General features: G+C 62.1%; 15 protein-coding genes. 11 read left to right on the forward strand and 4 right to left on the reverse strand.

What is annotated here, in order from left to right; genetic code table 11:
- Position 1: 1 nt before the first annotated feature.
- The 4 genes from Q0859_RS07720 to Q0859_RS07735 all read left to right on the forward strand — a co-directional run bounded on the left by Q0859_RS07720 (position 2) and on the right by Q0859_RS07735 (position 3263).
- Positions 2-490, forward strand: coding sequence for a DUF6505 family protein (locus Q0859_RS07720; RefSeq protein ID WP_299149382.1), 489 nt, complete (start codon positions 2-4; stop codon positions 488-490).
- A 163-nt stretch (positions 491-653) separates the two neighbouring features.
- Positions 654-1664: a tRNA dihydrouridine(20/20a) synthase DusA gene (gene dusA / locus Q0859_RS07725; RefSeq protein WP_299149406.1), complete on the forward strand. Its 1011-nt coding sequence runs from the start codon at positions 654-656 to the stop codon at positions 1662-1664.
- 46 nt (positions 1665-1710) lie between these two features.
- Entirely contained in the window at positions 1711-2532 is an 822-nt protein-coding gene (locus Q0859_RS07730) for a sulfite exporter TauE/SafE family protein (protein ID WP_299149408.1), read from the forward strand.
- The gene (locus tag Q0859_RS07735) at positions 2529-3263 is read left to right on the forward strand and encodes a hypothetical protein (RefSeq protein WP_299149410.1); all 735 of its coding nucleotides are present in this window, start codon (positions 2529-2531) and stop codon (positions 3261-3263) included. Before Q0859_RS07730 ends, Q0859_RS07735 begins: the two co-directional genes overlap by 4 nt.
- Here Q0859_RS07735 and Q0859_RS07740 read toward each other — a convergent pair.
- The 3 genes from Q0859_RS07740 to ccmI are packed head-to-tail and all read right to left on the reverse strand — an operon-like array spanning position 3260 to position 5192.
- The gene (locus tag Q0859_RS07740) at positions 3260-3502 is read right to left on the reverse strand and encodes a DUF1289 domain-containing protein (RefSeq protein WP_299149411.1); all 243 of its coding nucleotides are present in this window, start codon (positions 3500-3502) and stop codon (positions 3260-3262) included. The genes Q0859_RS07735 and Q0859_RS07740 overlap by 4 nt on opposite strands.
- Positions 3499-3975, reverse strand: coding sequence for a Holliday junction resolvase RuvX (gene ruvX, locus Q0859_RS07745; RefSeq protein WP_299149414.1), 477 nt, complete (start codon positions 3973-3975; stop codon positions 3499-3501). Before ruvX ends, Q0859_RS07740 begins: the two co-directional genes overlap by 4 nt.
- Positions 3972-5192, reverse strand: a complete 1221-nt coding sequence (ccmI, locus tag Q0859_RS07750; RefSeq protein WP_299149416.1) for a c-type cytochrome biogenesis protein CcmI — start codon at positions 5190-5192, stop codon at positions 3972-3974. The genes ruvX and ccmI overlap by 4 nt, the downstream gene beginning before the upstream one ends.
- Before the next feature lie 224 nt (positions 5193-5416).
- Here ccmI and Q0859_RS07755 point away from each other — a divergent pair, with 224 nt between their 5' ends.
- On the forward strand, positions 5417-6661 hold the full coding sequence (locus Q0859_RS07755) for a sarcosine oxidase subunit beta family protein (RefSeq protein WP_299149419.1): 1245 nt from the start codon (positions 5417-5419) through the stop codon (positions 6659-6661).
- Positions 6662-6681: 20 nt separating this feature from the next.
- On the opposite strand, the gene Q0859_RS07760 is transcribed toward Q0859_RS07755, so the two are convergent.
- Positions 6682-6876, reverse strand: a complete 195-nt coding sequence (locus Q0859_RS07760) for a hypothetical protein (RefSeq protein WP_299149421.1) — start codon at positions 6874-6876, stop codon at positions 6682-6684.
- A 266-nt stretch (positions 6877-7142) separates the two neighbouring features.
- Between Q0859_RS07760 and Q0859_RS07765 the strand changes: the two genes are divergently transcribed.
- The 6 genes from Q0859_RS07765 (at position 7143) to Q0859_RS07790 (ending at position 12647) form a co-directional block, all read left to right on the forward strand.
- Positions 7143-7361 carry a hypothetical protein gene (locus tag Q0859_RS07765; RefSeq protein ID WP_299149423.1) on the forward strand — a complete coding sequence of 73 codons (219 nt, stop codon included), beginning with the start codon at positions 7143-7145 and terminating at the stop codon, positions 7359-7361.
- An 87-nt stretch (positions 7362-7448) separates the two neighbouring features.
- Positions 7449-7778 carry a sarcosine oxidase subunit delta gene (locus Q0859_RS07770; protein ID WP_299149425.1) on the forward strand — a complete coding sequence of 110 codons (330 nt, stop codon included), beginning with the start codon at positions 7449-7451 and terminating at the stop codon, positions 7776-7778.
- A gap of 67 nt (positions 7779-7845) precedes the next feature.
- A complete protein-coding gene (locus Q0859_RS07775) occupies positions 7846-10860 on the forward strand; it encodes a sarcosine oxidase subunit alpha family protein (protein ID WP_299149427.1) in 3015 nt (1004 codons plus the stop codon).
- A complete protein-coding gene (locus Q0859_RS07780) occupies positions 10853-11422 on the forward strand; it encodes a sarcosine oxidase subunit gamma family protein (RefSeq protein WP_299149428.1) in 570 nt (189 codons plus the stop codon). Before Q0859_RS07775 ends, Q0859_RS07780 begins: the two co-directional genes overlap by 8 nt.
- 87 nt (positions 11423-11509) lie before the next feature.
- Complete coding sequence (locus tag Q0859_RS07785; protein ID WP_299149429.1) at positions 11510-11950, forward strand: hypothetical protein; 441 nt, start codon at positions 11510-11512, stop codon at positions 11948-11950.
- A gap of 97 nt (positions 11951-12047) precedes the next feature.
- Positions 12048-12647, forward strand: a complete 600-nt coding sequence (locus tag Q0859_RS07790) for a superoxide dismutase (protein ID WP_299149430.1) — start codon at positions 12048-12050, stop codon at positions 12645-12647.
- The last annotated feature ends 223 nt before the right edge of the window (positions 12648-12870 follow it).

Genomic DNA, 12870 nt, shown 5'->3' on the forward strand with positions numbered 1-12870 from the left:
CATGATGCTCGCACGTGCAATCCACTTTGATGAAAGCGACATGAACATCTTTCACAGTCCCGCCCGCACCGGGGAATGGTGCATCTCGGGGGGCTTTGAATTTTCGAATTGGGGCGAGGCGGATCTGGCGGGCAAGGCGCGCCAGGCCTTTGCCAACGGCTGGCTTGGGGTCGAGACGTTCGGGCGGGTCACGGTCGTTGCGATCACCCGGATCGAGCCGGTGGAAATTGAGGCTGTTGTGGGCGCATTGGCGCAGCATTTCGTGAATGTCTACGGTGCCCCCTCGCTTGAGGCGGCGGGGGCCGTTGCGCGCGAAGAGGTCATGCAGATGGCCGAGATTTGCGAGGCCCAACCGCCCAACACGTTGCTTTTGATCTCGCGTGAATTGACCGAAGCGGGGGTCAAGGAAAGCTATCGTCTGGTCGAGCCGCGCGATGCGGACCTTGATCAATTCGCGATCCACGGATCACTGGATGACGACCACCCCTAGGTGCTGATTTCGACGTCGCGCGTCCTCCGCTCTCTGGCCTCGTTGAAATCGTGAAGGTTCCGGTAGAAACGGTAGGCCCGAGGGGTGGCACATCACATGCCCTGTTCTTACCCTGTGCAACGCGGCTGCGTTTTGGTAACGGACGCCGCAAGGAGACCGCTACATGCCTCAAAACGCAGCCACCCATGCGGCGAAGCTATCCGTCGCGCCCATGATGGATTGGACGGACCGTCATTGCAGATACCTGCATCGCCAGCTGAGCGGGCGGGCCTTGCTGTATACCGAGATGGTGACGGCCCCCGCATTGGTGCGCGGGGGCGCGCTGCATTTGTTGGACCATCATCCGACTGAACATCCCGTGGCGTTGCAACTTGGTGGCTCTGATCCGCGCGAGCTGGCACAGGCGGCGCGCCTTGGTGCGGAGGTGGGGTATGACGAGATCAATCTGAACTGCGGCTGCCCGTCAGACCGGGTGCAATCGGGCACGTTCGGGGCCGTTTTGATGCGTGATCCTGCTCTGGTTGCGGCCTGTGTGCGCGCGATGCGCGATGCGGTTGAGGTACCTGTCACCGTCAAATGCCGTATTGGCGTGGATGATCAGGACCCCGAAATCGTGTTGCCCGAATTCCTGTCCCAGATCGTTGCCGCCGGGTGCGAGCGCGTGACGATCCATGCGCGCAAAGCGTGGCTCAAGGGTCTGTCCCCAAAGGAAAACCGCGACATCCCGCCCCTGAACTATGATCTGGTGATGCGGATGAAGGGGCTGTTTCCCAACCTGCACATCTCGATCAATGGCGGCGTCGAAACCATTGATCAGGCCGAGGCGTTGCTGGAGCGCGGCCTTGATGGCGTGATGGTGGGCCGCGCGGCCTATCACCAGCCAACGGATATTTTGGGGCAGGCGGACCGGCGCATCTATGGCGGCGGGCCGGATCGCACGGGCGAGGATGCGGTGGCGGCCATGCTGCCCTATATCGAGGCGCATCTGAGTGCGGGCGGGCGTTTGCACCAGATCACCCGGCACATGCTGGGCCTTTTTGCGGGCCGCCCCGGTGCGCGCGGCTGGCGGCGCACCCTCAGCGAAGGGGCGACACGCCCCGGGGCGGGGCCGGAACTGGTCGAACAGGCCATGACCCACGTGAGCGCACTGGCCCAGACTGCCAAAGCGGTGTAGCAGGTCGCACGGCCCCCGAGCGGGGCGTCATAAGAGGAAATCTGCGATGCCCGAGACGGCTCTGTTGATCCAGATGTTGGGAGTGCTGGCCGTGATCGGGGCCTTTGCCGGCGTACTTGCGGGCCTCTTGGGGGTGGGCGGGGGCATCGTTTTGGTCCCTGCGTTTTTCTATGCGTTTCAGACCCTTGGCTATGGTGGTCCTGACCTGATGCAGATGTGTCTGGCGACCTCGCTTGCCACCATCATCGTCACCTCCATGCGGTCTGTTCTGGGCCATCACAAAAAGGGCGCGGTGGACTGGGACGTGCTGCGCACATGGGCACCGGGGATCGTGATCGGTGCCATTGCGGGGATGCTGGTGGTGGCGCAGCTGCGCTCGACCACATTGCAGGCGATTTTTGGAATGCTTGCGCTGATCGTGGGCCTTTACATGGGGTTTGGGCGCGCGAGCTGGCGGTTGGGGCAGGCGATGCCGACCGGGGTGGGCCGCACGGCCCTGTCGCCGGGGATGGGCTTTCTGTCTGTACTGATGGGGATCGGCGGGGGCAGCTTTGGCGTGCCGCTGATGACCCTCTTTAACATGCCGATCCACCGGGCGGTTGCCACGGCCGCAGGCTTTGGGGTGCTGATTGCCGTACCTTCGGTCATTGGATTTTTGCTGGTCAGTGTCGCAGGGCCTGTCCCGCCGCTTACCGTCGGTGCGGTCAACCTCCCGGCCTTCGGGGTGGTGATTGCGATGACGCTGATCACGACGCCGTGGGGGGTCAAACTGGCGCACGCGATGGACCCCGGCCCACTCAAACGGGTGTTTGCGGTGTTTCTGGTGCTGGTGGCGCTCAACATGCTGCGGCGGGCGTTGTTGGCATGATGGGGCGGGATGGGTTCGTTGTCTTTGAGGCAGAGCCATCGGTCGAACGATGGGCGCGGGCCGCGAGGCATGTGACGTCCGGCATTGCAGCTGACCCGGAGACTCAGAGCGCCAACCTACGCCATGGCAATACGTGGTTTATCGGCGTTGATGTGTTGCCAAATGATATGAGCGGGGCCGTTGATGGCGTCCCGCTGATTGGCCCATGGGATGATCATGTGCCGCCGCTGAACCAGCATCCTGCACAGGTGTCGATCATCTATCCCGGCTATCCCAAACGGGACCCGGATCAAAGTGCCGCCAACCATGGCTACCGCATCAAACGTCAGGCCGCGCATGTGGATGGGCTGTTGCCCGAAGGGCCGGACCGCCGCCGCTTTGCGCGCGAGTTTCATGCCTATATCCTCGGGATCCCGCTGAACCCCGCGCCACAGGCCCCCACGATGATCTGGCCGGGCAGCCATCTGATCATGCAGCGCGCCATCGTGGATGCGATTGCGGGGCGCGACGTGAGCGAGGTGGACCTGACGGACGCCTATCACGCCGCGCGCAATGAGGTGTTTGCGCAGATTGAGCCGGTGCCCATCAAAGCGACATTTGGGCAGTCCTTTCTTATCCACCGCTTTGCGCTGCATGGAACCGCGCCATGGGACGGGCCAGATGGACCGGGGCGTATGATCGCGTTTTTCAGACCAGAATTTGACGATCCGGCGGACTGGCTGACCGACTAGCGCTTGAGGCGCGCCGCGCGGCCCCCGCGCCGTCCCGCAGGGGCAGGGGATCGGGTCGGCAATTCATCCATGATGGCACGGCGTTCCTCTGTGCTCATCCGGCTCCAGGCACCAATCTCGTCGATTGAGCGGGCACATCCCGTACACAACCGCGTCTCGGGGTGGATCACGCAGATCTGCACACAGGGGCTTTCGATCTCATCGCGCCGCCAGACGAGGTTTTGGGGGATGTCGCTCATGCCTGCCTCTTGATCACTGCCAGCCGATCCAGCAACCCTTGCAGGATATACCCGGCGGCCACATGGTCAATGACCTCGGCGCGACGTCTGCGGGTCGTATCCGCCTCAAGCAGCGCTTTTTCGGCGGCCACGGTGGACAGGCGTTCGTCCCAGAAGGTGATCGGGCCATCCCACAGCTTTTCGAAATTGCGGGCAAAGGCACGGGTGGACTGACAGCGCGGCCCTTCGGAGCCATCCATGTTGCGTGGCAGACCCAGGACCACCCCGCCCACCGACCGCTCGGCGATAAGTGCCTGAAGACGGGCGGCGTCCAGTCCGAATTTCTTGCGCCGCACAGTTTCAAGGGGCGTTGCGACGGATTGAAACGTGTCCGACACCGCGACGCCAATTGTCTTGTCACCCAGATCCAACCCCATCAGCGCGCGCATCGGGGGCAGGGCAGCCACAAAGGCATGGGTGTCATCGGTGATCATTGCAGGCCGACACGGTCGGCGGCGCGGTTCAGCGTGTCCATCGCCGTGGGATCATCGCCGAACACCTCCTGGGCATTGGCAAAAATGGCACCGGCCTGATCCAGCTGCCCAAGCACACCGAGGGCAGAAATCAATTGGGCCCAATCCTCGACGGGGCCGCCCTGGGTGGCCAGCCGATCGCTGAGGCCCGAGACCATCCCTTGTATCATCTCCATCCGCTCCGCGGGGCTCATGTCGCCCGCCGCTTCGATATCTGCGGCCGAGGGGCCACGCCCGGTGCCGATGGTGGGACGCGCATAGTTCACGCCTGCGCGCGCCGCCATCTCTTCGATCTGCGCACTGATGGGCGTGATCCAAGGGGCATCCGGTGGCCCTTCGCGCAACAACTGATCCCAAACGCGCAAGGCTGTGTCAGGCCGCCCAATCTGCGACATCATCAACCCGAAATAGTAGCGCGCAGGCCCGTCGGTGGGGTCCAGTGCAAGTGCGCGCTCCAGAATCTGTTCGGCCTCGGGCGAGACGTAGCCGCCGGCGGCCAGGATCAGCAGATCGGCATATTCGGAAAAATCCTGCGGCTTGGCATCCGCGCCCTTGGCGGCGATGGCATGGGCCTTGGCTGCGTGGGCGGCGGCAAAGTTGCCAAGGCGGGCCTCGGACTGGCTCAGCAATTCGATGCCCTGCACGTCACCGGGCCGTGTGGCAACAGCGGTGCGCAACTGCTCGACCAGAGCGACGAAATCCGGCTCGATGTTGGCGGGCGGTGTGGCGGCGGGCAAACTGGCCTCGGCGGTGGTTTGGCTGGGGCGCTCGTTGCGCATCAGTTCGGCGTTTTCGATGCGGTCGGCCAGTGCGAGATCGCCATAGCCGGGCGCGCCCAGTTGCAGGTAAATGACATAGGCGCTTGCAATGGCCGCCGTTGCCATCACGCCGATCAGGATAGCGCCACCCGAGCGGCGCGGCGCGTTTGCATGCGCCTGCATCGCGGCATCCGCAGCCAGAATACGACGCGAAACTTCGGTTCGGGCGCGTTCGGCATCCTCGGCCGACACCACACCCCGGCTCAGATCGCGCTCGACCTCTTTCAACTGATCCCGGTACACATCCAGATCATAGGCCGCGGGGGGGCGCTCGGCCTCGACACCGCGCAGGATTGCACGGGCCAAAGTGGTCACGACCAGCACCGTCAAAACAGCCGTTATGATCCAGAAAATCGTCATGCCCTGCCTTTTTTGCTCAGTCCATGTAACGGCTTGATGGCACCAGCAAAAGAGGCAAAGCGGCGCAGCGCCGGTCGGGTCCGGTCAGCTTCTCGTGAGCGGGGCGTGTCCTGGTGTCGCAAAACTGCCAAGAAGTGCCGCCGCCACAATCCTTTTTCTTTGCCTGAGGCGTCATTACAAACGCACCGATTGTCATCGATTCCAGTGCCGGAGCCTGCCGCGTTATGAAACGTTATTCTGCCTTTGCGATTGCGCGTGAAGCGGTGCGCCACCACATTGGCTGGGAACGCGCATGGCGTGCGCCCGAGCCGAAAAAGAAATACGATGTGATCATCGTCGGTGCAGGTGGGCACGGGCTGGCCACAGCCTATTACCTTGGCAAAAACTTCGGGATCACCAATGTGGCGATCCTTGAAAAGGGCTGGCTTGGGGGCGGGAACACGGGGCGCAACACCACCATCATCCGCTCCAATTATTTGCAGGATCCCTCGGCGGCGATCTATGAAAAGTCCCGCTCGCTTTATGAGACGATGAGTCAGGATTTGAACTACAATGTCATGTTCAGCCCCCGCGGTGTGATGATGCTGGCCCAGACCCAGCACGAAATCCGCGGCTATCAGCGCACGGCCCACGCCAACGCGCTGCAAGGAGTGAGCACCGAATTCATCGGCCCCGAGAAGGTCAAGGAACTCTGCCCGATCATCGATATCAACGGGCCGCGCTATCCCGTTTTGGGCGCGCTGTGGCAGCCGCGCGGCGGCACCGCGCGCCATGATGCGGTGGCCTGGGGATATGCCCGGGCCTGTTCGGATATGGGCATGGACGTGATCCAGAAATGCGAAGTCACAGCCGTGCGCCGTGAGGGCGGTAAGGTCGTGGGCGTGGACACCGGCAAGGGTGCCATTGATTGCGACAAGCTCGGCGTGGTGGTCGCGGGACACTCGGGGCATTTGGCGGATATGGCGGGCTTTCAACTGCCCATCGAATCCGTGGCGTTGCAGGCCCTCGTCTCCGAACCGATCAAACCCTGCATGGATGTGGTTGTGATGGCCAACACCGTGCACGGCTACATGAGCCAGTCCGACAAGGGCGAGATGGTGATCGGAGGCGGCACGGACGGATACAACAACTACACCCAACGCGGGTCTTTCCATCATATCGAGGAAACGGTGCGCGCCCTGATCGAAACCTTCCCCATGATTTCGCGGCTCAAGATGCTGCGCCAATGGGGCGGGATCGTGGATGTGACGGGGGATCGCTCGCCCATCCTGTCCAAAACCCCGGTCGAGGGGATGTTTATGAACTGTGGCTGGGGGACCGGCGGGTTCAAGGCGATCCCCGGCTCGGGCTGGGCCATGGCCGAACTGATTGCCAAGGGGCATTCGCCGCTGACCGAAGAGTTCACGATGAACCGGTTCCGGGCGGGCAAGTTTATTGACGAGTCGGTCGCGGCAGGGGTGGCGCACTGATGCGCGCCGCGCCAGTCAGATCAACGCTTGGGGGCTTCGGTCCTGGTGCCTTCGCCCGCGGCCGAGCCAAAGGCGATCAGGTTGCTGACGTCGATCTCGCGGCCTCCGCGGGCCTCCTTGCGACGTGCCGCGGCGCGCTGTTCCAGCACAAACATGATGATCGCGCCCACGATGATCGTACCAAAAACCAGAATGGCACCCATTTCCTTGCTCATCACCCGCTCCTGTCAGCCAAAGTTGACACCAGCCTAACCCGACAAGGGGGCTCAGGCCAAGAGCGGCGGAACACAAGCAACTTGACGCACCCCCCTCGGCAAAGAACCGCGAGGGTGCGGCCTGTCGGGTCTGCGATGGCGGAATGCAGCCACATGCAGCGCACCAAACTGGCTGGGCTTGGCCGAAAATACGACCAGCCCGATACGCAGGTTGAGCCGCGCGTCATTTCTGATTTGCTGAACATCCATTCAATGGAGGCTACAACATGTCAGACTATCCAAACCCCAACCTGCACCGCGGTGATGGCGTCAGTGGGCGCGGCCTGCTTATCGCCTTTGCACTCATTGTCGGCGTCGTCGCGATCCTCGCTTTGGTTGGATCCATCGGCGGTGGCTCGACTGGCGGGACCGCTGGCCAAGACGGCATTGCACCCGCAACGGAAGTTGCACCCGCGACGGAAGGTGCAGTCACACCAACAGAATAACCCAGCCACCCCTCCCAAGGCCGCATCAGGCGGGCGTCTCACGACGTCCGCCTTTTGTGTGTCTGCGAAACCCATCGGAGCGCGCCCATGTTGATTCTGACCTGTCCTTGCTGTGGCCAAACAGGCGAGGAAAGCGAATTTCATGCAGGCGGAGAGGCGCACCTGACCCGCTTTGGCCCCGGATCAAGCGATGACGACTTCGAGGGCTACATGTTCATGCGCCAGAACCCCAAGGGCGTGCATTTTGAACGCTGGCGCCATGTCTATGGCTGCGGCAAGTGGTTCCATGCCGCGCGCTGCACCATGACGCTCGAAGTCTTCGGCACCTATCCGGCTCAAACGCTCGAACCCCCGCAAGACCTGCGCGACGAAATCTCGGCCAAGCGGCCGGGCTGGTCATGGGGGGCGGTGTCTTGATCTTTCATTGTTCCAAAAATACTCCCGCCGGAGGCACCGACGCCTCCGCCCGCCGCGAGGGCGCATTATGAGCACACGATTGGCAACTCAAGGCCGCCTGGTGAACCGCGATAAGGCGGTCCGCTTCAGCTTTAACAGCGCGCCGATGACCGGGTTCGAGGGTGACACACTGGCCTCCGCCCTTCTGGCCAATGACCAGATGCTCGTGGGGCGTTCGTTCAAGTATCACCGTCCGCGCGGGATCGTGGCCGCTGGCCCCGAAGAGCCCAACGCACTGGTCAACCTCGGGGTCGAGGGCAAGTTCGAACCCAACCAGCGCGCCACCACGACCGAGCTGTTCGAGGGGTTGCTCGCCACCAGCCAGAACCACTGGCCGAGCCTTGAGTTCGATGTGGGCGCGATCAATGCCAAGCTGGCGCGGTTCATGCCTGCGGGCTTTTACTACAAGATGTTCATCCATCCCCGTCCGCTGTGGAAACACGTCTATGAACCCTTCATCCGGCAGGCCGCAGGGCTGGGGCAAGCGCCCAAGGGGCGCGATTGGGACACCTACGAGCACCTCTATGCGTTCTGCGATGTGCTGGTTGTCGGGGGCGGCATTGCCGGGCTGCAAGCGGCCAAATCCGCGGCACAATCGGGTGCACAGGTGCTGGTGCTGGAACAGACCGCCCACTGGGGCGGGCGTGCGCCTGTCGATGGCGGCACGGTTGATGGTAAACCTGTGGATAAGTTCGTGGAGGAATTAGTGTCAGAACTGTCTGACACACCCAACGTGACACTTCGCCCCCGCACCATGGGGGCAGGGGTTTACGATCACGGCTATGTTCTGGGATATGAACGCCTCACCGATCATGCGCCGGGCATGGATGGCCCGCGCCACCGCCTGTGGCGGATCAGGGCCGGGCACATCATCACTGCCACAGGCGCGATCGAGCGGCCTTTGTCCTTTGCAGGCAATGACATCCCCGGCGTGATGCTGGCCGCCTCGGTGCGCGATTACGCGATCAATTATGGGGTCAGCGCAGGGGACCGCACGATTGTTGTCACCAACAACGATGACGCCTATCGAACCGCTTTGGCCCTTAAAAATGTGGGGTTGGAGGTGCCTGCGATCCTTGATGCGCGGGTCTTGCCCGTGGACAGCCCCCTGATGGCCGACGCCAAGGCGGCAGGCATCCGTGTGATGATGGGTCACGGGATTGCCAAGGTGCAGGGCAGCAAACGGGTGACGGGTGTGGCCGTCTGTTCACAAGCGGGCGAGGGGGCCACCGTCGAAGAGATCGCATGCGATGTGGTTGCGATGTCAGGGGGTTGGTCGCCGGTCGTGCACCTGTGGTCGCATTGCGGGGGCAAGCTGCTCTGGGACACCGATTGGGCGATGTTCCGCCCAGATGTGGATAAAGCGCCCCTTGGTGCGGATGGCAGCCCCTTTGTGAGTCCTGCGGGATCTGCCAACGGGCATTTCGGCCTAACCGAAATCCTTGGGGATGCACATGCGATGGGGCGCGCAGCGGCCCGGGCCATCGGCTTTACGCCAAAGAAAACGAACGCCCCCGATGGCAGCTGTCTTGATGAGGCACCGATGGCCCCGGTCTGGCTGATGCCCCAGGGGGCGGGCCGTGATCTGCGCGGCAAAGCGTGGCTGGATTATCAGAACGACGTCAAAGTGTCGGACGTGCAACTCGCCGCCCAAGAGGGCTTTGAAAGTGTGGAACATGCCAAGCGCTATACGACCCTGGGCATGGCGACCGATCAGGGGAAGCTGAGCAATATCAACGGCCTCGCGATCCTTTCTGATGCACTCAATCAACCGATCCCGCAGACGGGGACCACGACCTTCCGCCCGCCCTATACCCCGATCTCGATGGGGGCCATTGGCGGTGAGGCGCGCGGCGAGGTGTTCCAACCCATCCGGCGCACGCCCATGCACGACTGGCATGATGCGAACGGGGCAGATTGGGAACCTGTAGGGCACTGGCGCCGCCCCTATGCCTATCTGCGTGACGGCGAAAGCGTGCACGACGCGGTGATGCGCGAAACGAAGAACGTGCGTGAAAATCTCGGGCTGCTTGATGCCTCGACCCTTGGCAAACTGATCGTCAAGGGGCCGGATGCAGGCCGCTTCCTCGACATGCTCTACACCAACATGATGAGCACACTGAAACCGGGCAAATGCCGCTATGGGTTGATGTGCGGCGAAAACGGGTTCCTGATTGACGACGGGGTCGTGGCCCGCATCGATGACAACACGTTCCTGTGCCACACCACCACTGGCGGGGCCGAGCGCATCCACGCCCATATGGAGGAATGGCTGCAAACCGAATGGTGGGATTGGCAGGTCTACGTCGCCAACGTGACCGAACAGTATGCGCAAGTCGCCGTGGTCGGCCCCAAGGCACGCCAAGCCCTTGAGGCGCTTGGGGGCATGGATGTGTCCAGGGACGCGCTCGGCTTCATGGAATGGGCCGACGGGACCTTGGGCGGGTTCGACGTGCGCGCCTATCGTATCTCGTTTTCGGGCGAGCTTAGCTATGAGATCGCCGTACGCGCCAGCGAGGGGCAGGCGTTTTGGGATGCGCTGATGAAGGTCGGCGCTGACCTTGGCGTTATGCCCTATGGCACCGAGGCCTTGCACATCCTGCGCGCAGAAAAAGGGTTCATTATGATCGGGGACGAAACCGATGGCACCGTGATCCCGCAAGACCTTGGCCTGCACTGGGCGCTGTCCAAGAAAAAGGACGACTATCTGGGCAAGCGCGCGCATCTGCGCAGCCACATGGCCGATCCCGCCCGCTGGAAGCTGGTGGGATTGGAGACCACCGACGGATCAACCCTGCCCGACGGAGCCTATGCGGTGGCTGAGGGTACCAATGCCAATGGCCAGCGCAACATGCAGGGGCGGGTCACGTCCAGCTATCATTCCCCCAACCTGAACAAGGGGATCGCGATGGGGCTGGTCCTGCACGGACCTGACCGGATGGGTGAGGTGCTTGAGTTTCCGGGCACCGATGGCACCACCTACAAGGCCCGGATTGTGAGCCCTGTATTTTACGATCCTGACGGGGAGAAGCAGAATGTCTAAGACGGTCACCGCCCTGAACGGGGCTCGCTTTGCGGACGGGATCGCGGATGTCGCGGAATTGCCGATGCAAGGAATGATCACCTTGCGCGGTGACCTCGGTATGGCGGCTCTGAAAAAAGCCGTGAAGTCAAACACATCGCTGGTTGTGCCGGATCAGGGGCAGGTCGCCCAAAACGACGCATATACAGTTGCATGGATGTCGCCGGACGAAGTGTTGATCCTGTGCCCTTACGCCGAGGTGCAGGCCATCATCGCCAAGCTGGACAAGGCCCTGATCAGGGCGCACGCGCTGGCGGTCGACGTCTCGGATGCGCGGGCCATGTTTCAGGTCGCGGGCGTGCATGCGCGTGCAGTGATGGCCAAACTCGCCCCCGTTGATGTGTCCGAGCGGGGCTTTCAGCCGGGGATGTTCCGACGCACCCGTCTGGCGCAGGCGGCGGCGGCTTTCTGGGTTGCGGATGCCGACACCTTTCACATCATCTGCTTCCGCAGCCAGGGGCAATACATGTTCGATCTGCTTTGCGTGGCGGCGCAAAAAGGCAGCGAGGTGGGCCGGTTTTGACACATATCCGGTCACACTCCGTCTGCGGGTGGTTCTCTTTTGGGTTGTATTCCGTCATACCGGTGAAACCAAAATACCGGAGTTAAGATGACAACGATTAAGGCATACGCAGCCGTTCTGGCCGCTGCGATTTCACTCTTTGCCACTGCACCCGCCGCCATGGCGCAATCCACGGTCTATGATTGCAGAATGTCCTCGCTGGAGGGGCGCGGCTTTATCCGTCCCGCCATAAAATTCTCCATCGACTTTGATAAAGGCGAGGCCGCCGTGGTCGATGACGTTGTCATGCGCAGATACGGCAAACCGATCCCGGCCACGCTGACGCAGCTCGGCAACGGGCAATATCGGCTGAAATGGGAGGTGAAGAACGTCCGGAACGGGTCGGCCTCGTTTGATCTGGCCTACACGTTGCAATATCGGCCCAAGGTCAATGCGTTCAACATCCGTGCGCAGGTGCGCGGTTATGACAACCGCCCGTTCGGGACGGGGTCATGCGCTATATCAGCCGGCGCATCCTTGCTGGGCTGACGTTATACGAGCCACAAATATCGCTCTGCCGCCTTGATCTTGCGGCGGAGTGCACAATCTGTCAGGCACAACCTGCAAATTTGAAAAGGGGGCCCACATGGCTTTTTCACTTCCCGACCTTCCCTATGCCCACGACGCGCTTGCGGCCAAGGGCATGTCCGCAGAGACGCTCGAATATCACCACGACCTGCACCACAACGCCTATGTCACCAACGGCAACAAGGCGATTGCGGGGACCGAGTGGGCCGACAAATCCCTCGAAGAGATCATCAAGGGCACCTATGACGCGAACGCTGTCGCCCAGAACGGTATTTTCAACAACATCAGCCAGTTGTGGAACCACAACCAGTTCTGGGAAATGATGGGCCCAGGCGATGCGGGCATGCCCGGCGAGCTGGAAAAGGCGATCACCGAAAGCTTTGGTTCGGTCGACAAGTTCAAGGACGACTTCAAGGCCGCAGGCGCGGGTCAGTTCGGCTCGGGCTGGGCGTGGCTGGTCAAGGATACGGACGGCAGCCTCAAGGTCACCAATACCGAAAACGGCGTGAACCCCGTCTGCTTTGGCCAGACCGCGTTGTTGGGCTGTGATGTGTGGGAACATTCCTATTACATCGACTTCCGCAACAAGCGCCCTGACTATCTGTCGAACTTCCTCGACAATCTGGTGAACTGGGAAAACGTCGCATCGCGCATGTGATCTGATCGCCCCGTTTGAGGGCATCCAAGAAATAGCACGCGCCCGGTTGCCCTGTTGGTGACCGGGCGCGCTGCGTTTTCGGGCTTGGTCTTGTGGCAAAACCGTCACAACCGGTGATGGGCGGAGGGGCTCAGTCACAAGGCCCGACACCAATTGCCAATGTGGCCGGATGTGTCCCTGCGTCTCTGTCTGGGGCGGTGCAGGCTACGCCTTAAATGCGCAC

Source organism: uncultured Tateyamaria sp., from assembly GCF_947497045.1.
GTDB lineage: Bacteria > Pseudomonadota > Alphaproteobacteria > Rhodobacterales > Rhodobacteraceae > Tateyamaria.